Annotated in this window: 21 protein-coding genes and 1 pseudogene; 8 read left to right on the top strand and 14 right to left on the bottom strand. The window is 73.7% G+C overall.

Features of this window, described 5'->3' with window-relative positions:
* The first annotated feature begins 93 nt into the window (after nucleotides 1-93).
* The gene (locus A4A78_RS03730; protein ID WP_062947056.1) at nucleotides 94-1218 is read left to right on the top strand and encodes a hypothetical protein; all 1125 of its coding nucleotides are present in this window, start codon (nucleotides 94-96) and stop codon (nucleotides 1216-1218) included.
* A 222-nt stretch (nucleotides 1219-1440) separates the two neighbouring features.
* Here the strand turns inward: A4A78_RS03730 and A4A78_RS03725 are convergent, their stop codons facing one another.
* From A4A78_RS03725 to A4A78_RS03715, 3 genes are all read right to left on the bottom strand, one after another.
* Complete coding sequence (locus tag A4A78_RS03725; RefSeq protein ID WP_062947055.1) at nucleotides 1441-1872, bottom strand: hypothetical protein; 432 nt, start codon at nucleotides 1870-1872, stop codon at nucleotides 1441-1443.
* A gap of 183 nt (nucleotides 1873-2055) precedes the next feature.
* Nucleotides 2056-2862, bottom strand: a complete 807-nt coding sequence (locus A4A78_RS03720; RefSeq protein WP_062947054.1) for a methyltransferase domain-containing protein — start codon at nucleotides 2860-2862, stop codon at nucleotides 2056-2058.
* A 125-nt stretch (nucleotides 2863-2987) separates the two neighbouring features.
* Complete coding sequence (locus A4A78_RS03715; RefSeq protein WP_062947053.1) at nucleotides 2988-3512, bottom strand: PH domain-containing protein; 525 nt, start codon at nucleotides 3510-3512, stop codon at nucleotides 2988-2990.
* Between the two features lie 183 nt (nucleotides 3513-3695).
* Here A4A78_RS03715 and A4A78_RS03710 point away from each other — a divergent pair, with 183 nt between their 5' ends.
* Both A4A78_RS03710 and A4A78_RS17915 read left to right on the top strand, forming a co-directional pair.
* On the top strand, nucleotides 3696-4700 hold the full coding sequence (locus A4A78_RS03710; RefSeq protein WP_062947052.1) for a hypothetical protein: 1005 nt from the start codon (nucleotides 3696-3698) through the stop codon (nucleotides 4698-4700).
* Nucleotides 4701-4761: 61 nt separating this feature from the next.
* Nucleotides 4762-5622 (top strand): hypothetical protein, encoded by an 861-nt coding sequence (locus A4A78_RS17915; RefSeq protein WP_062947051.1) that lies wholly within the window; start codon nucleotides 4762-4764, stop codon nucleotides 5620-5622.
* 99 nt (nucleotides 5623-5721) lie between these two features.
* Here A4A78_RS17915 and A4A78_RS18070 read toward each other — a convergent pair.
* Nucleotides 5722-6348: pseudogene (locus A4A78_RS18070) on the bottom strand (FUSC family protein); the annotation flags it as partial.
* Between A4A78_RS18070 and A4A78_RS18065 the strand changes: the two are divergent.
* From A4A78_RS18065 to A4A78_RS03685, 4 genes are all read left to right on the top strand, one after another.
* Nucleotides 6314-6451 carry a hypothetical protein gene (locus tag A4A78_RS18065; RefSeq protein WP_231880972.1) on the top strand — a complete coding sequence of 46 codons (138 nt, stop codon included), beginning with the start codon at nucleotides 6314-6316 and terminating at the stop codon, nucleotides 6449-6451. The pseudogene A4A78_RS18070 and the gene A4A78_RS18065 overlap by 35 nt on opposite strands.
* Before the next feature lie 407 nt (nucleotides 6452-6858).
* Nucleotides 6859-8358, top strand: coding sequence for a cytosine permease (locus A4A78_RS03695; RefSeq protein WP_062947049.1), 1500 nt, complete (start codon nucleotides 6859-6861; stop codon nucleotides 8356-8358).
* Nucleotides 8355-8927, top strand: coding sequence for a cysteine hydrolase family protein (locus tag A4A78_RS03690; RefSeq protein WP_062947048.1), 573 nt, complete (start codon nucleotides 8355-8357; stop codon nucleotides 8925-8927). Before A4A78_RS03695 ends, A4A78_RS03690 begins: the two co-directional genes overlap by 4 nt.
* Nucleotides 8928-9074: 147 nt before the next feature.
* Nucleotides 9075-9857, top strand: a complete 783-nt coding sequence (locus A4A78_RS03685; protein WP_062947047.1) for an SDR family oxidoreductase — start codon at nucleotides 9075-9077, stop codon at nucleotides 9855-9857.
* Here the strand turns inward: A4A78_RS03685 and A4A78_RS03680 are convergent.
* The 10 genes from A4A78_RS03680 to A4A78_RS03635 form a co-directional block, all read right to left on the bottom strand.
* On the bottom strand, nucleotides 9812-10054 hold the full coding sequence (locus A4A78_RS03680) for a hypothetical protein (protein ID WP_062947046.1): 243 nt from the start codon (nucleotides 10052-10054) through the stop codon (nucleotides 9812-9814). The two genes, A4A78_RS03685 and A4A78_RS03680, sit on opposite strands and share 46 nt — an antisense overlap.
* Nucleotides 10051-10950: a M4 family metallopeptidase gene (locus A4A78_RS03675; RefSeq protein WP_231880822.1), complete on the bottom strand. Its 900-nt coding sequence runs from the start codon at nucleotides 10948-10950 to the stop codon at nucleotides 10051-10053. The genes A4A78_RS03680 and A4A78_RS03675 overlap by 4 nt, the downstream gene beginning before the upstream one ends.
* Nucleotides 10951-11524: 574 nt before the next feature.
* The gene (locus A4A78_RS03670) at nucleotides 11525-12511 is read right to left on the bottom strand and encodes a TerC family protein (RefSeq protein WP_062947044.1); all 987 of its coding nucleotides are present in this window, start codon (nucleotides 12509-12511) and stop codon (nucleotides 11525-11527) included.
* 149 nt (nucleotides 12512-12660) lie between these two features.
* Nucleotides 12661-14202 (bottom strand): histidine ammonia-lyase, encoded by a 1542-nt coding sequence (gene hutH, locus A4A78_RS03665; protein WP_062947043.1) that lies wholly within the window; start codon nucleotides 14200-14202, stop codon nucleotides 12661-12663.
* Between the two features lie 39 nt (nucleotides 14203-14241).
* Complete coding sequence (locus A4A78_RS03660) at nucleotides 14242-15651, bottom strand: YjiH family protein (protein WP_082835168.1); 1410 nt, start codon at nucleotides 15649-15651, stop codon at nucleotides 14242-14244.
* 192 nt (nucleotides 15652-15843) lie between these two features.
* The gene (locus A4A78_RS03655; RefSeq protein ID WP_082835167.1) at nucleotides 15844-17181 is read right to left on the bottom strand and encodes an amidohydrolase family protein; all 1338 of its coding nucleotides are present in this window, start codon (nucleotides 17179-17181) and stop codon (nucleotides 15844-15846) included.
* A gap of 75 nt (nucleotides 17182-17256) precedes the next feature.
* Complete coding sequence (gene hutU / locus A4A78_RS03650; protein WP_062947042.1) at nucleotides 17257-18939, bottom strand: urocanate hydratase; 1683 nt, start codon at nucleotides 18937-18939, stop codon at nucleotides 17257-17259.
* A 119-nt stretch (nucleotides 18940-19058) separates the two neighbouring features.
* A complete protein-coding gene (locus A4A78_RS03645; protein WP_062947041.1) occupies nucleotides 19059-19937 on the bottom strand; it encodes an alpha/beta fold hydrolase in 879 nt (292 codons plus the stop codon).
* Nucleotides 19938-19968: 31 nt separating this feature from the next.
* Nucleotides 19969-20769, bottom strand: a complete 801-nt coding sequence (locus A4A78_RS03640) for an IclR family transcriptional regulator (RefSeq protein ID WP_062947040.1) — start codon at nucleotides 20767-20769, stop codon at nucleotides 19969-19971.
* Between the two features lie 51 nt (nucleotides 20770-20820).
* Complete coding sequence (locus A4A78_RS03635) at nucleotides 20821-21699, bottom strand: formate/nitrite transporter family protein (RefSeq protein WP_062947039.1); 879 nt, start codon at nucleotides 21697-21699, stop codon at nucleotides 20821-20823.
* A gap of 220 nt (nucleotides 21700-21919) precedes the next feature.
* On the opposite strand from A4A78_RS03635, the gene hutG reads away from it, so the two are divergent.
* The gene (hutG, locus tag A4A78_RS03630) at nucleotides 21920-22963 is read left to right on the top strand and encodes a formimidoylglutamase (RefSeq protein WP_062947038.1); all 1044 of its coding nucleotides are present in this window, start codon (nucleotides 21920-21922) and stop codon (nucleotides 22961-22963) included.
* Nucleotides 22964-23107 lie beyond the last annotated feature (144 nt).

Genomic DNA, 23107 nt, shown 5'->3' with positions numbered 1-23107 from the left:
CAGCGCCCGGCAGGGAGCGCGGGGACTGAGCAGCGGCCCGCTAGGGTGGCCCCGGTCGCCGGGGGGCGGCGGCCGGGGACGAGGGGACGAGCGATGAACGACCACAGGGGCGGTCCGGGGCCGCAGCTGCCGGACTTCTCCGCGCCCGGCGGCGAGCAGAGCGGTGCCGGCGGACACGGGCTCGGAGCGCAGGGCACAGACGGGTACGGCGCCGGCGCACAGCGCCCCGACGGGCAGAGCTCCGGCGGGCAGAGCATCGGCGGGTACGGCGCGACCGGCGGCGCCGGGGGCGCCTCCCTCCCGGACTTCTCCGGCGGCCCCTCGGACAGCCCCGCCGAGCCGGGCGGGTCCGGTGCCGTCGGCCCGGGCGTTCCCGTCGGCCCCGGGTCGCCCGGCGGATCGGGTGGCGGCCGCGGCCCGATGCTCGCGCTGCTGGGCGGGGGCGGGTGCCTGGTCGTGATCCTCGCCGTGATCGCGCTGGTGCTCTCGCAGACCGTGCTGAGCGGCGGCGGGGAGGAGCCCGCCGACGATCCGACCCCGAGCGCGTCGGGCCCCACGGACGGGACGGGCCCGTCCGACGACGGGGGCGCGTCGGACGGCGGCTCGGGCGGCGCGCCGACGCCAACGGACCAGGAGCCCGCGACCGAGGCCGCGGCCTCGGGCACCGCCTGCACCATGCACGGGGACGGGGCCGTGACCGAGCAGGTCGAGGGCGAGGTGCGCGGCGGCGGCCTCGCGTTCTCTCAGCCCGAGGGCTGGGAGGTGGGCACCGGCTGGGGCTCGCAGAGCGCCTACGTCACCGACCAGCATCACGCCGACCAGCCCGTGGAGGCGGGCTGGTACACGCTCGCGGGCGTCGGGAAGGTCGAGTTCCCCGAGGAGGAAGGCGGCTATCCCGGCGCCGAGGAGGCCGCGCGCGCGATCTTCCTGTGCGCGCTCGAGCCCGAGCAGGGCGAGGAGCTCTACGGCGATCCGGCCATGCTGCGCGACTTCCGCTCCGAGGCCACCACGGTCGACGGGCACGACGCCTGGATCGTCTCCGCCGACGTGGCGATCTCCGATCTGGCACTGCTCCACTCGACCGATGCCTGGCGTCGCGTGGTGATCGTGGTGGACACCCCGGACGGCCCGGCGGTCTTCGACGGCGGTGCGGCGCTCGGCCACGACCAGCAGGTCGCGGACCTCGAGGCGATGGTCGAGGGGCTCACGGTCCTCTGAGCGGGTCCGCCCCGGGGCTTCTCGGCCGGCCAGGTCGGTGCCGGGGGCGAGGGGGGACTCGCGCTGCTCGAGTTCGGTGGCGACGAGGGCGAGCGGTGCGGTCTTGAGCGCCGGCCCGAGAACGCCCGCGCCTGGTGGGGCGCGGGCGCCGGCGGGCGGGGTCGGCGCGTCGGCCAGGCCGAGGAGCGGCCGGCCGGGCCGGCTGACCGGCGCGGCCGGGGCTCAGGCCCTGTCGGCCTTGGGCTTCTTCACGGACTCGCCGCCGGCGACGATCAGCGCCGCGGCGATCGCGAGCAGCCAGGTGTCCTTCGCGACGGCGGTGCCCTCCTGGGTGGGGCGCACGCCGTCCTCCTCGGTCATGCCGGGGGTGCGCAGGTACATCGAGACCAGCGAGCCGGAGAAGCCGGCGAGCGCGAGGCCCGCGACCTTCGAGGGGACGAAGGGCAGAAGCAGTGAGGTGCCCACGGCGATCTCGCCGTAGCTGAGGAACTTCGCGAACTGCTCGGGGGTGAGCTTGCCGAGCACCGGCACGCCCTGGGCGGCCATGCCGCGCAGGTGCTCCGCGGTGCCGGCGTCCATGCCGAGCTTGCCGATGCCGGAGTTGAGGATGAACGCGCCGGGGACGGCGCGGAGGATGGCGGTGCTGAGGCTCATGGGGACTCCCGGTTCAGATCGTTGCGCTTTCAATCAAAACTGTACGCGCCCGGAGGGGTGCCTGTCGAGAGGGTACGGCGAGGACGCGTCCCACGCGATGGCCCGAGGGGCCCGCGCGGATTCGGACAGCCGAGATGCGTCCACCGCTCGGCGTGCCGCGGCCGACCGACCGACAGACCGTTCTCAGACCCGGGCGAGGATCTCGCCGTGCAGCAGGCTGAACCAGCCGTCGGGATCCTCCGACCAGGCGCGGAAGGCCGCGGCGATCTCCTCCCGCTCGGCGGCGTCGGCCCAGCCCCCGCGCTCGAGCTGGTCGGCGAAGGGTGCGGAGGTGATCCGGCCCGACCAGGTGTGCGCCCAGGCCGCGCGGCTCTCGGGCGTGGCGTGCAGCCAGGTGGAGCTGCCGGGGACGACGTCCTCCAGCCCCGCCTCGTGCGCCCAGGCGAGCAGGCGTCGGCCCGCGTCGGGGGTGCCGCCGTTGGCGCGTGCGGCGCGGAGATAGAGCTCGAGCCAGCGGTCGAAGGCGGGCGTCTCCGGCCACCAGCGGAAGCCCTCGTAGTCGCTGTCCCGCACCGCGACCAGCCCGCCGGGGCTCGCGATGCGCCGCATCTCGGCGAGGACCTGCACCGGCGCGTGGACGTGCTGGAGCACCTGATGGGCGTGGACCACATCGAAGGCGTCGGCCTCGAACGGCGTCGCGTGCGCATCGCCGACCAGCACTCGCACCCCCTCGAGCCCCTGGCGGGCGAGCTCGGCGCGGGTGAGGTCCGCGGACTCCTCGGCCACCTCGAGCGCCGTGACGTTCTCGGGGCCGACGATCCTCGCGAGGTCCGCGGTGATCGTGCCGGCGCCGCTGCCCACGTCCAGCAGGCGCTGCCCGGGGCGAAGGTGCGGCAGGAGATGCGCGGCGGAGTTCGCGGCGGTGCGGGCGCGGTGGCTGCCGAGCACCGCGTCGCCGTAGCCGTGGGTGTACGGGTTCCGATCGCTCATGGGCCGACGGTACGTCCGGCGGCACGGGGAGGCCCTGCCGGGTCACGGTGCAGGACGGGGTCGTCCTGGACGGGCGCCCTGGACGGCCTGCCCGGCAGGCGGGGCCCTCAGCGGGGCGGGCCCGCTCAGAGGGGCGGAGCTCCCCCGTCGGCGAGGTGCTGAAGCAGGGCCGCGACCGCCGCGGAGCGCGTCCGCTCGTTCACCCGGAAGGAGATGTCCTTCCCCTGATGGAGTCGTACCCGGATCCGTCCCGACAGCAGCCTGGCCTCGAGCTCGGCGCCGGCGATCTGGGCGGCGGGCACCTCTCGCTGGATCTTCCAGCGCTTCCAGGGAAGATCCTTCGTCACGAGCACCCGACGGTCGGTGACGATCAGCAGCGGGAAGGTGTCATCGCTCTGGCCGCCCACCGCGACGTCGTAGACGGTCTCGTCGGCGGTGAGGATCCGCTCGGGAAGGTCGATGTCGTGCAGGCCGCCGCCGATCCCGGCGTTGCGCGCCATCGCTGCGCGATAGGTCTGCGCGCTGCGCGTCGACCCGGACTGAGCCCACTGCTGCGCCATCACCGCGTCGTAGTCGTCGCCGTGCTCGTCCTTCAGCTGTCGCTGCAGCTCGGCGGCCTGCTTCAGGGTCTCGCGTCGTCCTCGCGCCATGGCGCCCACCCTAGCGGCGTCGTCCGTGCACAGCGCTCACCTCGTCGTGGCCGGTCCGCGGCGCCGCATGGGGAGTCCTCCCCATCGCCTTCTCCGTCGGCCGCCTCTAGGGTGACGGTGGTCGCGCGCCCGAGGGGCGTCCGCGGCCTGCTGTCGGGGTGCAGGAGCGATGAGGGGACGATCATGACGGGATTCCAGGGGGCGGACACCGACCAGCTGCGCGACCACGGACGGCTCCTGCGCGACCGTGCGCAGACGCTGACCGAGCTCCGCGAGCGGCTCGAGCCCCTCGTGCTCGACGAGAGCGCCTGGCGCGGCCCCGACGCCGACGCGTTCCGCGCGAGCTGGTCCTCCCGCACCGCTCCCCTGTTCTCCTCGGTCGACGAGGACGCACGACGCCGTTCGGACGAGCTCGAGCAGCACGCCGACGAGCAGGACCAGGCCTCCGGCGAGGACGGCGGATCGTCAGGATCCGGCTCCGGCGGTGAGGAGTCCCCTTCGCTGTGGGATCGGATCCTGGGCGGCCTCGACGTCTACAACACGCTCCAGAACGCCTTCGCCAAGGCCAAGAAGATCTGGGACACGGTGACGGATGTCCGCACGATGACCCGCTTCCTCAACGGTGCCGACAACATCGTCGAGCTCCTCGGCGGCACATGGATGTACGGCAAGAAGATGACCGAGGCTGCCTTCGCCACCTCGAAGGAGTACAGCGGCCTCGCCGCCAAGCTGCTGGGCAAGCTCGGTGTGCCCACCGGCTTCGGGACCAAGAAGTTCTTCGGCTGGGTCGACGACCTCGCCGGATGGGCCGGCGAGACGATGCCCTTCCTCTCCAAGGCCGCCCCCTGGGTCGGCAAGGCCCTGCCCGCCCTCGACGTCGGCTTCGGACTGAAGCAGATGGTCGACGGGATCAACAGCGGCGACACCTACTCGGCCATCACCGGCGGAGCGAACGCCCTGGGCGGCGGGCTCATGCTCGCCGGGGGCGCGCTGTCGACCACCGGCGTCGGCGCGGTCGTCGGCGGGCCGATGGTCGCCGCCGGCGCGGTCATCTCCGGCGGGGCCGCGCTGGCCGACGTCGGCAAGATGGTCTACGACAACTGGCCCGCCATCACCGAGACCGCATCGAACGCCTGGGACTCGGTGAGCTCCGGCTGGGACGGCCTGACCGGCGCTCTCGGCTTCTGAGAACCTGGCCCCGATCCCGTCTCCGACCGAGACCCGACCCAGCCCCCGAGGGAGCCCGCCCATGAGCGAGACCGCACCGCCCACCACCGAGCCCACCCTCACCGAGCGGGACATGCTCGGCGCGATGGAGGTGCTCTCGACCACCTCTGACCAGGCGGCAGTGCTCGTCGTCCTCACGGACGAGGAGATCATGGCGCTGGACGGGGCCTCGTCGCTCGAACTGCTGGGCAGCCCGTACCTCTCGCAGGAGGCCATCGAGACGGAGAGCGCCGCCGCCTCCGCGCTGCGCTCGCTGGTCGCGCGGGACCTCGTGCGCCCCGGTAGCGAAGGGCGCGAGGAAGAGGGCGAGGTGGTCACCGGCTCCGGCGATCCCGCCCGGCGGCCCGTCCAGCTCGATCGCCGCCTCGCCGGCGTGATCGCGCTGCGCAGGATCCCCGAGGCGATGGTGACCGCCCAGCGGACCCTCGCCGGAGGCACCACGACCCTCGCCCACTACTTCTTCCCCCGCGAGGGAGTGCTCGAGGAGTACGTGACGATCGACGGCTTCCACCACTTCGCCGTGCCCGCCCTGCCCTCGGTCGCCGAGCGGCTCCGTGCCTTCGTCGACCCCTTCGAGGCCGCAGGCGAGGACGGCGAGCCGGTCGCCATGTCGCTGCAGGACGCGGTCGCCTCCCTCGAGGGCGAGGACACCCGGTCGCTCTCCGTGGTCACCACCATCGCCGAAGGGCAGGGGCGCCGCGCGACGGTCTCCGCCGACTCGGGTTCGGTGCGGGTCCTGGACAACGGCCCGCTCGAGCAGGAGGCCGAGCGGACCGACGAGGTCCATGTCTCCACCGTCTCTTCGGAGCGGCTGCGGGAGGTGCTGGACCTGATGCTGCCCCGCGAGGTCGAGGACCCGTCGGCCGCAGACGGCGAGGGCTGACCGAGGAGCAGCCCGACCGGAATGCCGCCCGGGAGGCATCGCCGTCTCGAGCACGCGGGCCTCGAGCATCGGGCCGGCGGGCTGGGGATGGCCCAGCTGCACCATCAGCAGCGCGAGCGGCGTGATGAACAGCAGCGCGATCGAGTAGTTGCGCAGGATGAACATCTCGGCGAGGAACTGCAGCAGCACCACCCAGACCACCAGCTGCCAGGGCTCGACCGGGAAGGACAGCAGGAACGCGGTCACGCCCACGCCGAGGATAGTACCGACGAGGCGGTGGACGCCCTTCTCGATCCGTGCCCCGTGGCCCGGCGAGGCCAGCGGCGCGACGGCCGCGACCTGGGCCCAGTACGGGAAGGGCAGCCCGGAGGCGAGGCCGATCGCGCCCGCGACCAGCGCGGCGACGAAGTAGCGGGTGAACTCGGCGCCGAGCTCGGCGCGGGTGACGTCCTCGTGGTCACGGCCGAGCACCACGTCCGGATGCCGCTCCCCCGCCCAGTGCCCCAGCAGTCCCAGCAGCACGCACAGGACGACCACGGAGGCCGCGATCAGCCCCGCCGTCCAGAACGGGGCGACCGACGGTGCGGAGGCGACCGCCGCGGTCGCGAAGAGAGGGAAGATTGCCCCGCCCGGCTTCAGCCCGTGCGAGGTGACGTAGGTCGCCGACCCGCCCGCGACCAGCGCGCCGACGATGATCACGACCCAGGAGGAGAGCGCCTCGGGCATCCTCGGCGCGAGCTGCGCGACGGCCGCGCCGATCGTCACGCAGACGGTGAGCATGGCGCCGGCCAGCAGCTGGCGGCGGAAGCGCGCCCGGGTCGGCTCGTAGCGGGAGTAGATGCCGGTGAACGCCCCGAAGCCGACGTACATCGCGAACTCGATGCGGTCGGTGAGCAGCAGCACCGCCATCGGGATCGCGAGGCCCACCGCGATGCGGAAGGCGGGGATGTGGTCGACGCGGGCGGGGGCGATCGTGAGCAGTCCGCGCACTCGCGCGAGGGGGGACGCGGTCCGGGGCACGCGACTCCTTCCAGGAGAGGGGCGCGACCGCGGTCTGGGCGCACGAGGAGGAGGCACGACCGGGGTCGTCGTCGAACGGGGACCCGGCCGGGGCGGGCGGCGACGGAGCGCGCGGGCCGGGGCAGGGGAGGTCGGGGTCAGGGTATCGCCGCCCGGCATCGGCCGCCACGAGGTGGGGACCACCCCCGCGGAGCTGTGACGTGCGAGACTCTGCCCATGTCCACCTCCCCCGCCGCGCCCGAGGGCGCCCGCACCGCGCCGCTCGTCGAGACGACGGGCATCGAGATCATCGCCGAGTCGGAGCGCACCGCACGGCCGCGCGACCTGTTCTGGCCCTGGTTCGCCGCGAACGTGTCCGTGTTCGGGATGAGCTACGGCTCCTACCTGCTCGGCTTCGGGATCAGCTTCTGGCAGGCGACCGTCGTCGCCGTCGTCGGCATCATCATCAGCTTCGCGCTGTGCGGGCTGGTCGCGATCGCCGGCAAGCGCGGCTCCGCGCCGACGATGGTGCTCTCGCGCGCCGCCTTCGGCGTGCACGGCCAGAAGGTGCCGGGCATCATCTCGTGGCTGACCTCGATCGGCTGGGAGACCTCGCTGGCGATCTCCGCGGTGCTCGCCACCGCCACGGTCTTCGAGATCCTCGGGATCGGGGCGGGCAGCGCAGTCACCGTCATCGCGGCGCTCGCGATCGCGGCCCTGATCGTCGGCGCCTCCGTGCTCGGCTATCACACGATCATGAAGCTGCAGTCGATCCTGACCTGGGCGACCGGCGCGATGACGATCGTCTTCATGATCCTCACGATCCCCCACATCGACCTCGCCGCGGTGATGTCGGCCCCGTCGGGCCCGCCGCAGGCGATGATCGGGGCGCTGGTGATGGTGATGACCGGCTTCGGCCTGGGCTGGATCAACATCTCCGCGGACTGGTCGCGCTACCAGAAGCGCTCGGCGTCCGACGGGTCCATCATCCTGTGGAACACGATCGGCGGCGCGGCCGCCCCGGTGGTGCTGGTGATCTTCGGGCTGCTGCTGGCCGGCTCCGACCCCGCGCTGAACACGGCGATCGAGTCCGACCCGATCGGCGCGCTGATCACGATCCTGCCGCTGTGGGCGCTGGTGCCCTTCTGGATCGTGGCGGTGCTGACCCTGGTCTCCGGCGCGGTGCTCGGCATCTACTCCTCGGGCCTGACCCTGATCAGCCTCGGCATCAGGATCCCCCGCCCGGCCGCCGCCGCGGTCGACGGCGTGATCCTCACGGCCGGCACGATCTGGGTGGCGTTCTTCGCGCAGAACTTCATCGGCCCCTTCCAGAGCTTCCTGATCACCCTCGGCGTCCCGATCGCCGCCTGGGCCGGGATCCTCATCGCCGACGTGCTCTCCCGCCGCGCCGACTACGACGAGCAGGCGCTGTTCGATCCGAAGGGTCGCTACGGCTCGATCGACTGCATCTCGGTGGGCACCATGGTCGTCGCCTCCGTGATCGGCTGGGGCCTGGTGGTGAACTCCTTCGCGGAGGACGCCCCGTGGAACAACTGGCAGGGCTACCTGCTCGAGCCGCTGGGCCTGGGCACCTTCGTGGAGGACCCCGCCGGGGCGTACTGGGACGGGAACTGGGCGTACGCGAACGTCGGCGTGCTCTTCGCCCTGGTGTTCGGCTTCGCCGTCACCTGGTTCGCGCGCCGCGGCCGGATCCGCGCGCAGGAGCGGTCGGCATGAGCGCGCCCCGCCTGCTGATCGTCGACCCGCAGCGGATCTTCGCCGATCCCGGCTCGGACTGGGCCTCCCCGTCCTGGGACGAGGCCTGGGAGCGGATCCGTGCGCTCGCCGCGCACGTCGGCCCCGAGCGCACGCTGGTCAGCCGCTGGCTGCCGACGGCGGACCGCGAGACCTCCTGGGGCGAGTACTTCCGGACCTGGCCGTTCGCCGATGTGCCTGCCTCCGATCCGCTCTACGACCTGGTCGACGGCGCGGCGGAGCTCACCGCCCACCCCACGATCGACGAGCCGACCTTCGGCAAGTGGGGGCCGCAGCTGCGTGCGAGCCTCGGCGAGGCGGCGACGGGTGCGCCGCTGCTGATCGCCGGGGTCTCGACCGACTGCTGCGTGATCGCGACCGTGCTCGCCGCCGCCGACGCGGGCGCGCACCTGACGGTGGTGACCGACGCCTGCGCCGCCTCGGACGAGGCGAACGGGGCGGCGGCCCTGCACACGATGAGCCTGTTCGGACCGCAGGTCACGCTCGCCGGCACCGCCGAGGTCCTCGCGGGCGCCGAAGAGCCGCGCTGATCGACGGCCCCGCGACCGAGTCTCCACGCAGCGGCACCGCCCTCACGCCGTGACCCGCCCGGCGGCGTGGCACCCGAGGCGCACGCGCCGAGACCGGGACAGGGAAACCGCTGGCCATGGCGAGGCCCGCCTCCGTAGTCTGCGCTCATGCACCGCCGCACCCCTGCCCTTCCCCGCACCGCCCTGCTCACCGGCGTCGGCCGACGTCGCGGGATCGGCGCCGCGATCGCGCGCGGCCTCGCCGAGGACGGTTACGACCTCGCGCTCTCCTTCCACGGCGAGTACGACCGGCGCGTGCTCGGCGAGGACGCCGACGTCGAGCTGCTGGCCGAGGAGCTGCGCGGCCTGGGCCGACGCGTCGTGCTGCTGCCCGGCGATCTCGCCGATCCCGCCGTCCCCGCCCGGCTGGTCGATGCCGCCCGTGAGGCGCTCGGCCCTCTCGGCGCACTGGTGATGAGCCACTGCGAGTCGGTGGACTCCTCGATCCTGGACACCACGGTGGAGAGCTTCGACCGCCACTACGCGGTCAACGTGCGGGCGAGCTGGCTGCTGCTCCGCGTCTTCGCCGAGCAGGTCCCCGTCGGCCCCGACTCCCCCGGCGGCGCGGTGATCGCGCTGACCAGCGACCACACCGCCCACAACCTGCCCTACGGGGCGACGAAGGGGGCGCTGGACCGCCTGGTGCTGGCCGGCACCCACGAGCTCGCCGACCGCGGGATCCGCACCAACGTGATCAACCCCGGCCCGATCGACACCGGATGGATGGACGACGAGATCCGCGCCGCCGGCGCGGCGCAGACGCCCGGCGGGGAGCTCGGCACCCCGGGCACCGTCGCGGACCTGGTGCACTTCCTGCTCTCGCCGCAGGGCGGGTGGATCCGCGGTCAGCTGCTGCTGTCCAACGGGGGCTTCGCGACGCCCGCGGTCTGACCGCCGCCGGCGCCGCCCCCGCCCTGCTCCCGCACGGCCCCGCAGCGCCAGCAGGGCACCGTCGCGTCCTGCGCCCCCGCCCCCTCCGGCACGGCTCCGCACTCCGGGCACAGCTGCCCGAGCCAGCAGGCGTCGTCCCCCGCCGGCTCCTCGGTCACCGGCACGATCCGGTCCGCGGCGCGATCCTCGTCCCTCATCCCTCCCCCTCGAGCACGCCGACCGTGCGCCACGCCTCCGCGACGGCCGCACGCTCGGCCGAGTCCGCGCCGTGGCGGGCCTCGGCGGCGGCGAGAGTCGCGGCGGCGAAGGTCGCGAAGTCCGCGTCCCGGGGCAGGCCGCTGGTGAGCGCGTCGTACCAGAGCAGCCCCGCCCCCTCCTCCGTGCGCCCGCCGATCCCGGTCGCGGCCAGGTAGAACGCCCGGTTGGGATTGCCGGAGTTGATGTGCACCCCGCCGTTGTCGTTCTCGGCGTCGTGCGGGAGGTCGGCGTAGTGCGCCATCGAGTTCGGCTGCGGGTCCTTCCCCAGCACCGGGTCGTCGTAGGCGGTGCCGGGCGCCTTCATCGAGCGCAGCGCCACCCCCTGCACGGCGTCGGTGAACAGGCCTGCGCCGATCAGCCAGTCCGCCTCCTCTGCTCTCTGGCCCCGCAGGTGCTGCGCGGTCATCGCGCCGAAGCAGTCCGCGATGGACTCGTGCAGGGCCCCGGGCTGGGCGAGGTAGATCAGGCCCGCCGTGTGCTGGACGACGCCGTGGGTGAGCTCGTGGCCGATCACGTCCACCGCGCCGGTGAACGAGGTGAAGTAGACCCCGTCGCCGTCGCCGAAGACCATCTGCTCGCCGTTCCAGTAGGCGTTGGCGAAGTCCTGGCCGTAGTGGACGCTCGCCACGAGCTCCATCCCCGCGCCGTCGAGCGAGTCGCGGCCGAACGCCCGCGCGTACAGCTCCCAGGTCGCGCCGAGCCCGTCGTAGGCCTCGTCGGCCGACGGATCACCGGTCGGGTCCGCGCCCTCGGCGCGCACGAGCCGGCCGGGCAGAGCGGTGCCGCCCGCGGCGTCGTGGATGCTGCGGCGCGGACTCGGCTCCGCCTCCGGCACGGCCGACGTCGCCGCCCCCGGAGCGATCGACGGCGTCGACCCCGCCCCGCTCGCGCGTCCGTCCGACGGTGCCGCCGGACGCGCGGCGGAGTCCGGGCGAGGGAGCCGCTGCGCGATATGCGGCGGCAGCAGGCCCGCCGGGGCGCTCGACGCGTCCGGCGAGGACTGCGGCCGGGGGCCCGTCGGGGCGTCCGTCCGTCCGGTCCGAGCGGCCCGCACCTCCCTGGTCGAGGTCGTGCGGGCGCCGAGGGTGAGGGAACGTCGCGCCGCGTCCGCGCTCGGCCCCGTCGGCCCGTCGGCGATCCTGCGCAGCAGGTGCGGGGGCACGATCCCGTGCACGGGTCCCGGGACGGGGACGCGTGCCGCCGACCGCGGCAGGTGGCGCCCCGCCCCCTGCCGAGGCGGGGGCGGGAGAGGATCCTGCGGGGCCGGGCTCATGCCCCCATCCTCGCCCCGCACCCCGACGAAGGGAAGCGCCCCCGAGGCCCGGCGTGGGACCTCGGGGGCGCAGTGCGGGAGCGGTGCCCGGGCAGTGCCCGTCGGGCGGCGCAGGGCGGGAGCCGCCCCGGCGGGATCACTTGGAGGTGATCTCCTCGCCCTCCTTCTTCCGGGCGGCCACGAGCGAGGCGATGATCGCCACGCCCATCGCGACCACGATGAAGCTCAGCGAGAGCCAGATCGGCACCTCGGGGATCTTCGCGAGGGTGTCGAAGCCGGGGATGAAGCCCAGCGGCGCCTCGTGGATCGCGTGGATCAGCAGCTTCACGCCGATGAAGCCGAGGATCGCGGCGATGCCGTAGTGCAGGTAGGCCAGGCGGTCCAGCATGCCGCCGAGCAGGAAGTACAGCTGGCGCAGGCCCATCAGCGCGAAGATGTTCGCGGTGAACACCAGGAACGGGTTGCGGGTCACGCCGAAGATCGCGGGGATCGAGTCCAGCGCGAACATGACGTCGGTGATGCCGAGCGTGATGAACACCAGCAGCATCGGGGTGAACACCTTCTTGCCGTCCACGACCGTGCGGATCTTGTTGCCGTCGTACTCCTCGGAGACCGGGATGACCCGGCGCACCAGGCGCATGATCGGCGACTCCGCGTCGTCGTCCTCGTCGCCGAAGGCCTGCTTCCAGGCCGTGTACAGCAGGAACAGGCCGAAGAGGTAGAAGACGCCGACGAAGTGCTCGATGATCACGGAGCCCGCAAGGATGAACAGGCCGCGCGCGATGAGCGCGATGATGATGCCCACCATCAGCGCTTCCTGCTGATACTTCCGCGGCACCCCGAACTTCGCCATGATCAGGATGAAGACGAAGAGGTTGTCGATGCTCAGCGAGTACTCGAGCAGCCAGCCGGTGAGGAACTCCGAGGACGGCTTCGAGCCGCCCACGAAGAAGAGCACCACCGCGAAGACGAGCGCGAGGCCGACGTAGAAGCCGATCCAGCCTGCGCACTCCTTCATCGAGGGCAGGTGGGGCCGCTTGATCACGAGCAGGAGGTCGGCGAGCAGGATCGCGCAGAGCACGACCAGCGCGACGATCTCGAAGCCGAGGTGCAGTTCTCCCATGGGACTTCTTTCAGGGGGCGCCGGAGGCAGGGATCCGGGCGGTGGACGGGGAAAGGGCGACCGTCCCCGGCTCCCATGGGGGCCGGACGGCGTGCCTCAGGCTACCGCTCCCCCGCCTGCTGCGACCGCTCCGGCCGGGGTGAAGATCGTCATCGCAGGTCGCCGACGACGCCCTCCACCGCGGCGAGCAGCGTCCCGTCGGCCAGGCGCGCCTCCGCCTCGGCGATGTCGGGGGCGAGGAAGCGGTCCGGGCCGGGCCCCTCGACGCTCTCCCGCAGCACGGCGATCGCGGCGGCGCTGCCGGCCGACGGGGTCAGCGGCGCCCGCAGGTCGATCGCGCGGGCGGCGGTGAGCAGCTCGATCGCGAGGACCCTGCGGAGGTTCTCTACGGAGGTGCGGAGCTTGCGGGCGGCGTGCCAGCCCATCGAGACGTGGTCCTCCTGCATGGCGGAGGAGGGGATCGAGTCCACGCTCGCCGGCACCGCGAGGCGCTTCATCTCGGAGACGAGGCCGGCCTGGGTGTACTGGGCGATCATGAACCCGGAGTCCACGCCGGGGTCGTCGGCGAGGAAGGGCGGCAAGCCGTGGGAGCGGGACTTGTCGAGCATCCGGTCGGTGCGGCGCTCCGCGATCGAGGCGAGGTCCGCGGAGACGACGGCGAGGAAGTCCAGCACGTACGCGACCGGGGCGCCGTGGAAGTTGCCGTTGGAGGTGACGGTGCCGTCCTCGAGCACGACGGGGTTGTCGATCGCGGCGGCGAGCTCGCGCTCGGCGACGGTGCGGGCGTGCGCGATCGTGTCCCGCACGCCGCCCGCGACCTGCGGAGCGCAGCGCAGCGAATAGGCGTCCTGCACACGGGATCCCTCGGCGGCGACGTCGGCGATGATCCCGGAGCCCTCGAGCAGGGCGAGGATGTTCGCGGCCGACGCCTCCTGGCCGGGATGGGGGCGCAGCGGGGCGTGCAGCTCGGGGCGGAAGACGGTGTCACGGCCGCGCAGGGCCTGCACGGACAGGGCCGTGGTGACGTCGGCGGTGCGCACCAGCTCGTCGAGGTCGCCGAGCGCCATCAGCAGCATCCCGAGCATGCCGTCGGTGCCGTTGATGAGGGCCAGGCCCTCCTTCTCCTCGAGCAGCACGGGCTCGATCCCCGCCCCGGCGAGCAGCTCGGGCACGGGACGCTCCACGCCATCGCGGTCGCGGGCGCGCCCCTCCCCCATCAGCACGATCGCGCAGTGGGAGAGCGGGGCGAGGTCGCCGGAGCAGCCGAGGGAGCCGTACTCGTGGACGATCGGGGTGATGTGGGCGTTCAGCAGCGCGAGCATCGTGTCGACGACGACGGGGCGCACGCCGGTGCGGCCGGAGGCGAGGGTGCGGGCGCGCAGCAGCATCAGGGCGCGCACCACCTCGGTCTCGACCTCCGGGCCCGCGCCCGCGGCGTGGGAGCGGATCAGGGAGCGCTGCAGGGCGTGGCGCATCGAGGGCGGGATGGAGGTGTCGGCCAGCGCCCCGAAGCCGGTGGAGACGCCGTAGACGGGGGTCTCGCCGGCGGCGAGGGCGTCGATGTGGGCGCGGACGGAGGCGACCTGCTCGCGGGCGGCGGGGTCGAGCTCGACGCGGGCCCCGCGGCGGGCGACGGCGAGCACGTCGGCGGCGGTGATGCCGGCGGTGGAGAGGGTGACGGTGTCGGTCATGGGGTCCTTTCGGAGACGGAACGTGGAGGCGGCCCCGGGTCAGAGCAGCATGTGCGCGAGCGGGGCGGTGATCAGGATCGTCAGCACCACCCGCACGAACCACAGCACCACCAGCTGGCCCACGTTCACGGGGATGCGGGTGGCCAGGACCGAAGGGACCAGCGCCGAGAAGAACACGATCTGGGAGACGGCGGTGACGCCGACGGTGAAGCGCAGCACCTCGGACTCGTGCCCGGCGACCACGGTGGCGGGCAGGAACATCTCGGCGATGCCGACGGAGACGGCCTTGCCGGCCAGCGCCGGGTCCGGCAGCTGCACGAGCCAGGCGAAGGGCACGAACAGCCAGCCCAGCAGGTCGAAGACCGGGGTGTACGTGGCCAGCAGCAGCCCGGCGAGCCCGACGGAGAGGATCGAGGGGACGATCGCGGCGGCCATCAGCACGCCGTCCTTGACGGTGTCCCAGGTGCCGCGGACCACGCCCGGCGCGCCGTGGAGGGCGCGCATCGCCTCGTCCCAGGCCTGGCGCAGCCGGTTCCCGGAGGAGGCGGGCTCGGGCTGGTGCGCGACGCCCTCGAAGGGCGCGTCGGGCACGCGGCTCAGCGGCGGGATCCGCACCGTGATCGCGGTGACCGCGAAGGTGACCACGAGGGTGAGGAAGAAGTACAGGGTCCAGTGGTGCATGATCTCGAGCGTGCTCGCGACGATGACCATGAAGGTCGCCGAGACGGTCGAGAAGCCGGTGGCGATGATCGCGGCCTCGCGGCCGGTGTAGCGGCCCTCGCGGTAGACCCGGTCGGTGATCAGCAGGGCGAGGGAGTAGGAGCCGACGAAGGAGGCGACGGCGTCGACCGCGGCGCGGCCGGGCACCTTCCACAGCGGGCGCATGATCGGCTGGACCAGCACGCCGATGAACTCCATCAGCCCGTAGTTGATCAGCAGGGCGAGGAACACGGCGCCGACGGGCACGATGAGGCCGACGGGGATGCCGAGCTTCTCCCACAGGAAGGGGCCGATGTCGGGGTTGCCGAGCGGTCCCGGGTAGTAGCCGAGCGCCGCGCAGACCGCGACGACCAGGCCCACCACGTTCGCGACCGCGAAGACGGTGCGCAGCGCGCCGCGGCGCCAGGAGCCGGTGACGAAGGGGCGCACGGTGCCCAGCAGCACCAGCGCCACCACCACCCACGGCACGGCCGGGCCCAGCACCCAGCGCACGAAGGTGAGGGCGTGGTCGACGAGGATCGTGGACTTCCCGCCGATCTCGACCGACACGAAGAACATCACCAGCCCGATCGCGCTGTACACGAAGAAGCGCCAGCGCCGGTGCGGGACGGGCCGCTCAGTGCCGTCGGCGCAGGTCACGGACCGGGCGATGGCGGCGGCGGAGCGGTCGAAGGGCTCATGGGCAGGGCCGCGGCGCGGACCGGGAACGGCGTCGGACGAGGTCATCATCGAAGTCGTCCTTTCGTGGGGTGAGGAGGGGCGGGAGGGCGGGCTGTGGGAGGGCGGGCCATGCGTTCACTGGCGGTATGGGCGGATCCTCGGTCCTATGGCGGAACCGTCCCCACATTCCGCCGGTGAACGCGTCCGGCGAGGCAGGAAGACGGGGTGACGGAGCATCGGGGCGGTGGGACGGGGACGGGGTCAGGCGATCCGCTCCCCGCGGCGGCGCACCTGGTGGGTCAGCGGCATGCCGGGGCGGTAGGCGAGGTGGATCGCGGCGGGGGCGTCGAGCACGTGCAGGTCGGCGCGGGCGCCGATCCCGAGGTGGCCGACATCGCTGCGGCGCAGGGCGAGGGCCCCGCCGCGGGTCGCGGCGCGCACGGCCTCGGCGAGGGAGAGGTGCATCTGCAGCACGGCGGTCGCGACGCAGAAGCTCATCGCGCTCGTATAGCTGGTGCCGGGGTTGCAGTTGCTGGCGATCGCGAGGGTGGCGCCGGCGTCGAGCAGCTCCCGGGCCGGGGCGAGCGGGGCGCGGGTGGAGAGGTCGCAGGCGGGCAGCACGGTCGCGACCGTCGGCCCCGTGTCGACGGCGAGGAGGCCGGGGGCGACTCCGCCCGGCGCGCGCCCGGCATCAGCCCCCGCGCTGTCGGCCGCGGTCCCGGCGGCGGGCTGCGGAGCGACGGGCCGCGCCGCGGTCGCGGCGAGCGCCTCGATGTCGGCGGGCGAGAGGTGGTTGAGATGGTCGACGCTCGCGGCGCCGAGCTCGGCGGCGAGCGCGACCCCGCCGCTGCGGCCCAGCTGGTTGCCGTGGACGCGCAGGCCCAGGCCTGCCGCGGCGCCGGCGCGCAGCACTCGCTCGGACTGGGAGGGGTCGAAGGCGCCCTCCTCGCAGAACACGTCGATCCAGCGCACGTGCTCCGCGACCGCCTCGAGCATCTCCCCCGCGACGAGGTCGACGTACTGCTCGGCCCCGGGTCGGCCGTCCTTCCCGTCGTACTCGGAGGGGACGAGGTGCGCGCCGAGGAAGGTGACCTCGTCGAGCTCCCCGTCGGCCGCGAGGGCGGCGAGCAGGCGGGCGGCGCGGGCCTCGTCGGCGACGGTGAGGCCATAGCCGGTCTTGGTCTCCATCGTGGTGGTGCCGCCGGCTGCGGCCTCCGCGAGCCGGGCACGGACGAGGGCGCGCAGGCGCTCGTCGGACGCCTCCCGGGTCGCCGAGGTGGTCACGCCGATGCCGCCTGCGGCATAGGCCTGTCCGGCCATCCGGGCCTCGAACTCGGCGGCGCGGTCGCCGTCGAAGACGAGGTGGGAGTGGGAGTCGACCCAGCCGGGAAGCACGGCCCGTCCTCCCAGGTCCTCGCTCTCGTCGGCCGACGGGGCCTGCGCGGCGGGGCCGGTCCAGGCCACGCGGCCGTCCTCGATCACGAGGGCGGCCTCGCGCAGCACCTGCTCCTCGGTGACCTGCCCGGGACGGGCCGGGTCGTCGAGGGCGGGGTCGAGGGTCCAGAGCTCGGAGATGCCGGTGAGCAGGGTCGAGGTCATGAGAGGGCCTCCTGCGGCGTGGGGTGGACGGGCGGGCCCGGTGCGGCGTCGACGGGCGGGCCGCACCGGGAGCGATCAGTCCCGGCGCACCGGGGTCATCGGGATGCGGACCCCGCGCTCGTGGGCGACCTGGTCGGCGCGGGAGTAGCCGGCGTCGACGTGGCGGATCACGCCCATGGCGGGGTCGTTGGTGAGCAGGCGCTCGAGCTTGCGGCGGGCGAGCTCGGTGCCGTCGGCGACGCCGACCTGGCCGGCGTGGATCGAGCGGCCGATGCCGACACCGCCGCCGTGGTGGATCGAGACCCAGGTCGCGCCGGAGCTGGTGGCGGTCAGGGCGTTCAGCAGCGGCCAGTCGGCGATCGCGTCGGAGCCGTCGAGCATCGACTCGGTCTCCCGGTAGGGGGAGGCGACGGAGCCGGAGTCGAGGTGGTCGCGGCCGATGACGATCGGGGCCTTGACCTTCCCGTCGCGCACGAGGTCGTTGAAGAGCATCCCGGCCTTGTGCCGGTCGCCGTAGCCGAGCCAGCAGATGCGGGCGGGCAGGCCCTCGAACTCGACGAACTCGTCGGCGGCGTCGAGCCAGCGGTGCAGGTGCTCGTTCTCGGGGAACAGCTCCTTCAGCACCGCGTCGGTGACCTTGATGTCCTCGGGGTCGCCGGACAGCGCCACCCAGCGGAACGGGCCGAGGCCCTCGCAGAACAGGGGACGGATGTAGGCGGGGACGAAGCCGGGGACCTCGAAGGCGCGGTCGTAGCCGGCGTGGCGGGCCTCGTCGCGGATGGAGTTGCCGTAGTCGAACACCTCGGCGCCGGCGTCCTGGAACTCGACCATGGCCTGGACCTGGCGGGCCATCGCCTCGCGGGCCTTCTTGGTGAAGCCCTCCTCGTCGGCGGCGGCCTCGCGCTGCCAGTCCTCGACCGCGACCTCGGTGGGGAGGTAGCTCAGCGGGTCGTGGGCGGAGGTCTGGTCGGTGACCACGTCGATCTGCAGGTCACCGGCCCGGTGGCGCTCGAGCAGGGCGGGGAAGACCTCGGCCGCGTTGCCGACGATGCCGATGGACAGGCCCCGCTTCTCGGCCTTGGCCGCGTTCGCGCGGGCGATCGCGTCGTCGAGGTCGTCGGCGATCTCGTGGCAGTAGCGCTTGGCGACGCGGCGCTCGAGGCGCGTGCGGTCCACGTCCACGATCAGGCAGACGCCGTCGTTGAGGGTGACGGCCAGCGGCTGCGCGCCGCCCATGCCGCCGCAGCCGCCGGTGAGGGTGATGGTGCCGGCCAGCGTGCCGCCGAAGCGCTTCCGGGCGACGGCCGCGAAGGTCTCGAAGGTGCCCTGGAGGATGCCCTGGGTGGCGATGTAGATCCAGGACCCGGCGGTCATCTGGCCGTACATCATCAGGCCCTCGGCCTCGAGCCGGCGGAACTCGGGCCAGGTCGCCCAGTCGCCGACGAGGTTGGAGTTCGCCAGCAGCACGCGCGGCGCCCACTCGTTCGTGCGCAGCACGCCGACGGGCTTGCCGGACTGGACCAGCAGGGTCTCGTCGTCCTCGAGGTCCTTGAGGGTGTCGACGATCGCGTCGAAGGCCTCCCAGGAGCGGGCGGCGCGGCCGGTGCCGCCGTAGACGACGAGGTCGTCGGGCCGCTCGGCGACCTCCGGGTCGAGGTTGTTCATGAGCATGCGCAGCGGCGCCTCGGTCTGCCAGGACCTGGCGGTGAGGTCGGTGCCGCGGTCGGCGCGGACGGGACGGGCTCCGGGGAGGGACATCGTCGGCTCCTTCGTCGAGTGGTGTCTCGGGGTTCCCCACAGGACACCACCGGCACAGGGTCGGGTCGAGAGGCGGGACCGGAGTGATGTCCGGAATACCGGACGCCCAGAGCCGCTCGTCAGCTCCGCGCGCTCGCGGTGGCCACGATCTCCGCGAGGATCTCCCGGACCCGCTCGGGCTGCTCGACCCACGGCAGGTGCCCTGCCTCGGGGACGACCCTCTTGCGGGGAGCGCGGGCATGGGCGGCCAGCGAGACCACGGGACCGACGGGGCGGGGGTCCTGCATGCCGTGGAGGAACGTGATCGGGCAGCGGACCGCGGTCGCCCAGGTGATCTGATCCATGTCGTCGAAGCGCATCAGCGTCCGATTGACCTGGTGGGCGATCGCGTGCGGAGAGGTCGCCATCGGTTCGGCGAGGTCGTAGCCGGACCGGGGATCGGCGTAGTCCGTCGCCCAGCTGAGACGTCGCCACTCCACCTCCTCCGCGGCGGTGCGCTCCCGTCCGTCCAGCGCGGCGAAGCGCTCCGCCCAAGGCGCGAGGCGGCGTGCCCGCTCGGCGCGGTACGGGGTGCGCCAGTCACCCACCCCCACCCCGTCCACGTACCCGAGGGCGGAGACCCGGTCGGGATGGGTGCCGGCGTGCGCGAGGGCGAGGGTCGCCCCGAAGGAGTGGCCGACGAGGGCGACCCGCTCGTGCCCGAAGGCCCGGCGCAGCTCCTCGATGTCCTCGACGAAGCGCGCGATGGTGAGGTCGGCGGGCGGGTCGACAGGGGCTCCCGGTGCCCCGCCGCTCCCGTCGGGACCCGTCGAGTGCCCGCAGCGCCGCTGGTCGTAGCGGTGCACGGTCGCGCGGCCCGCCAGCAGTCCGGCGAGCGGGGCGAGGTAGTCCCAGAGCCCCGGGCCGCCGTGGACCAGGATCACCGCCGGGGCGTCGGCCGGCCCCGGGTCGGTCCACGTCGCCAGGCGGGCGCCGTCGCTCATCGTCACGAAGTCCATGCCCGCACGCTACGGCCCGGCGATCGCCCGGTCACCTTCCGGTCAGGGACGTCCCCGCCGTCTCCGCCCGCCCGCCGAGTCGCCGGGTGATCTCCTCCGCGCCGCTCCGGACGGCGGCGGCGAAGCGCTCGCGCTCCTGGGGGCCGACGCGGGCCTCGACGAAGGTCAGGGCGACGGCGGCGGCGGGCCAGCCGGCGTGATCACGCACCACGGCGGCGACCGAGCCCATCTCGTCGCTGACCTCGCCGGACTCGCTCGCGATCCCCTCGGCGCGCACGGCTGTCAGCAGCTCCCGCAGCGCCTTCGGGGTGGCGGGGCCGGGTGCGTCGGTGCGGGCGGCGAAGTCGGCGGCGGTGCCGTAGAGCGCTCGCAGCTGCGGGGCGGGGAGGTGGGCGAGCAGCGCGCGGCCGCTCGCGGTGAGATGGGCGGGGATCCGCACGCCGACGTCGGTGACGAGGCTCGGCCGGTTCCGGGCGCGCTCCTCGACCACGTAGAGCACGTCACGGCCGTGCAGCACCGCGAGATGGCCGCTCTCCCCCACCGCGTCGACCATCTGCTCGATGACGCGCCGGCCGATCCGGGCCAGCGGCTCCTGACGCACGTACGCGCCGGAGAGCTCATGGGCCGACGGCCCCAGCCCGTACAGCCGCTCCTGGTCAAGGTGCAGGACGTAGCCGTGCTCGACGAGGGTCGCCAGCAGGTCGTAGGTGCGGGAGCGCGGCAGGTCCAGCTCCTCGGCGATGCGCGCGGCGGCGACGGGGGCGCGGCGCGAGGCGAGGAAGGTCAGCAGACGCAGCGTCGCGTCGGCCGCCGGGACTTTCGGGGTGGCCATGGCCGAAGCATGCCACCGACGCCCCCGAGGCGCAGCGGGACGGGCCGGCCCTCAGCGCGTCGGCGCCGGCTCTGCCCCGTCCTCCCCGCCGACGGACCGCAGGCTCTGCGCCTCCCGCTCGGCCCGCACCAGCTCCCAGGTGCGCACGAGCCGGGGCAGGGTGAGGATCACCAGGCCGCCGACCATGTTCAGCGGGATCACCCACGCGCACCAGACCAGCCACTGGAGGTAGGTGGTCTCGGCGCCAGCGTGCATGGCCGCGAAGATCACCGAGGAGCTCAGCGCGCCGTGGAACATGCCCAGCCCCACCACCAGCAGCCCGGAGATGAGAGAGTTCGCGAGAGTCGCGATGCCCTCGCTGGAGCCCTGGCTCATCCTCGTCACCAGCGTGATCGTGAAGCCGGCCAGGATCGCGAGGGCGGCCGTCTCGAGTGTGAGGCCCGGCTCCATGTACTGCGCGGTCGACTCCAGCAGCACGTCCTCGAAGCGAGGGAACGCCGCGACGACAAGCCAGGCCAGCGCCCAGCCGCCGACGAGGTTGGTCACCAGCGTCACGCTCCACAGCCGCAGCAGCTGCCACCAGGTGCCGTGCCCGGCCACGATGGCGTTGATCGGAACCAGGAACTCCTCGGTGAACAGCTCCGAGTGCGCCAGCCGCAGCGCGTACAGCCCCACGCCGAAGGCGAGCCCGCCCAGCAGCTTCGAGCCGGTCGCGTCCATCACCGCGAGCATCGCCAGCAGACCCAGCCCCACGTCGATCCCGCCGAAGAGGCCGGTCACCACGAGGGCACGCCAGGTGCGGTTCAGACGGTTCGCGCCCTCGGTGACGGTGTTCTCGAACTCCTGGACCAGGGCGTCCTCGACCGCGTGGTCGCTCGCGCCGAGACGTCGGCGCTCCTCGGTCTGGCCCGGACGGTCGCTGCGTGCCATCGTGACTCCTCGTCGTGCGGGTGCCGGTCTCGTCGTGCGGTTCTCGATCGTCCCACGTGCGCGGATCCGGCTTCGACCTGCCCGGACACCGCCTCTCGCCGTCAGGGCCGCAGCGTCCGGTGCGCCGGACGCCCGTGGTTCCGGCGCCGGATCGGCGGCGGGCCCACGGTGCCATGATGGGTGGAACCTATCCCCTTGGAGAGCCGACGAGGAGCCTTCGATGACGACCTCTTCCACCCCTGCCTCCGCGTGGACCGGACGGCACGACGGCGACGGCCCTGGGCACGCCCGATGGCACCAGGCGGTGCAGGTCGTGCGCCGCGGAGAGGCCGACGGCGACGGCCCGTCGGGAGCGGTCGCGGAGGCAGGTGCCGCCGTCCCGGACCCGGCCGCGGACCACGTCGCGCTGCTCGGATTCCGCTCCGACGAGGGGGTGCGGCGCAACCGCGGTCGCGTCGGCGCGGCCGACGGTCCCGCGGCCCTGCGCCGCGCGCTCGCACCGCTCGCCCTGCACGGGCCGCTCGCGCACGGCGAGGTCCAGCTGCACGACCTAGGCGATGCGGAGACCATCGGCGAGGACCTCGAGGCGGGGCAGGCCGCGGCCGCGGCGCTGACCGCGCACGGCCTGGACCGGGCCGGATCACGCCTGACCGTGGTGCTCGGCGGCGGGCACGAGACCGCCTGGTCCTCGTACCTGGGGCTGATGGGCTCCGGCTTCGGCCCGCGGGCCGGGCAGCGCTGGGGCGTGCTGAACCTCGATGCGCACTTCGACCTGCGCCAGGAGCCGCGCCCCACCTCCGGCACACCCTTCGCGCAGATGGCCGCGGCGGAGCACGCCGCGGGCCGGGAGCTGCGCTATGCGGTGCTCGGGATCGCGGAGCCCTCGAACACCGGCGCGCTGTTCGAGAGGGCGCGAGGGCTGGGCGTCACCTGGTGGACCGACGAGCAGTGCCTCGCCGCCGGCGCCGAGGGGATCACCCGCTTCGTGGAGCAGTTCGCCGCGGAGCTCGACGTCCTCTACCTGACGATCGACCTGGACGTGCTCCCGGCCGCTGTCGCGCCGGGCGTCTCGGCGCCGGCCGCGCACGGGGTGCCGCTGCCGCTGATCGCCGCGGCCGTCCGCACCGCGGCAGGCTCCGGGAAGCTGGCGCTGCTGGACGTGGTGGAGCTGAACCCGTCCCTCGACATCGACTCCCGCACGGCGCGCACGGCCGCGCGGCTCATCGACGACGCGGTGCGCACGGTGACCGGCGCGAGCGCCTGACCTCCCTGCCCCTCGCCCGCCCCAGCTCCCCAGCTCATGGTCGCCCGATGGCGCAGGGCGTACCAGTACGCCTATATAGGCGTAGCGGTACGCCACACGCCATCAGTCGACCACAGCCTCCGCCGAACGCCGGATGAGGGCCCC

The sequence above is a fragment of the Brachybacterium sp. sponge genome (genome assembly GCF_001613775.1).
Lineage (GTDB): Bacteria > Actinomycetota > Actinomycetes > Actinomycetales > Dermabacteraceae > Brachybacterium > Brachybacterium conglomeratum.
Note: the sequence above shows the minus strand (reverse complement) of the source record. Positions and strands in the feature narration are given on the sequence as shown.

Bases quoted from the DNA above. Each gene is read 5' to 3' on its own strand.
- A4A78_RS03710 (WP_062947052.1), top strand. From the start codon at position 3,696: ATGACGGGATTCCAGGGGGCGGACACCGACCAGCTGCGCGACCACGGA.
- hutG (WP_062947038.1), top strand. From the start codon at position 21,920: ATGACGACCTCTTCCACCCCTGCCTCCGCGTGGACCGGACGGCACGAC.
- A4A78_RS03725 (WP_062947055.1), bottom strand. From the start codon at position 1,872: ATGAGCCTCAGCACCGCCATCCTCCGCGCCGTCCCCGGCGCGTTCATC.
- A4A78_RS03670 (WP_062947044.1), bottom strand. From the start codon at position 12,511: ATGGGAGAACTGCACCTCGGCTTCGAGATCGTCGCGCTGGTCGTGCTC.
- A4A78_RS03695 (WP_062947049.1), top strand. From the start codon at position 6,859: ATGTCCACCTCCCCCGCCGCGCCCGAGGGCGCCCGCACCGCGCCGCTC.
- A4A78_RS03680 (WP_062947046.1), bottom strand. From the start codon at position 10,054: ATGAGGGACGAGGATCGCGCCGCGGACCGGATCGTGCCGGTGACCGAG.
- A4A78_RS03720 (WP_062947054.1), bottom strand. From the start codon at position 2,862: ATGAGCGATCGGAACCCGTACACCCACGGCTACGGCGACGCGGTGCTC.
- A4A78_RS03655 (WP_082835167.1), bottom strand. From the start codon at position 17,181: ATGACCTCGACCCTGCTCACCGGCATCTCCGAGCTCTGGACCCTCGAC.
- A4A78_RS03660 (WP_082835168.1), bottom strand. From the start codon at position 15,651: ATGATGACCTCGTCCGACGCCGTTCCCGGTCCGCGCCGCGGCCCTGCC.
- A4A78_RS17915 (WP_062947051.1), top strand. From the start codon at position 4,762: ATGAGCGAGACCGCACCGCCCACCACCGAGCCCACCCTCACCGAGCGG.
- A4A78_RS03715 (WP_062947053.1), bottom strand. From the start codon at position 3,512: ATGGCGCGAGGACGACGCGAGACCCTGAAGCAGGCCGCCGAGCTGCAG.
- hutH (WP_062947043.1), bottom strand. From the start codon at position 14,202: ATGACCGACACCGTCACCCTCTCCACCGCCGGCATCACCGCCGCCGAC.
- A4A78_RS03685 (WP_062947047.1), top strand. From the start codon at position 9,075: ATGCACCGCCGCACCCCTGCCCTTCCCCGCACCGCCCTGCTCACCGGC.
- A4A78_RS03635 (WP_062947039.1), bottom strand. From the start codon at position 21,699: ATGGCACGCAGCGACCGTCCGGGCCAGACCGAGGAGCGCCGACGTCTC.
- A4A78_RS03690 (WP_062947048.1), top strand. From the start codon at position 8,355: ATGAGCGCGCCCCGCCTGCTGATCGTCGACCCGCAGCGGATCTTCGCC.
- A4A78_RS18065 (WP_231880972.1), top strand. From the start codon at position 6,314: ATGATCACGACCCAGGAGGAGAGCGCCTCGGGCATCCTCGGCGCGAGC.
- hutU (WP_062947042.1), bottom strand. From the start codon at position 18,939: ATGTCCCTCCCCGGAGCCCGTCCCGTCCGCGCCGACCGCGGCACCGAC.
- A4A78_RS03640 (WP_062947040.1), bottom strand. From the start codon at position 20,769: ATGGCCACCCCGAAAGTCCCGGCGGCCGACGCGACGCTGCGTCTGCTG.
- A4A78_RS03730 (WP_062947056.1), top strand. From the start codon at position 94: ATGAACGACCACAGGGGCGGTCCGGGGCCGCAGCTGCCGGACTTCTCC.
- A4A78_RS03645 (WP_062947041.1), bottom strand. From the start codon at position 19,937: ATGGACTTCGTGACGATGAGCGACGGCGCCCGCCTGGCGACGTGGACC.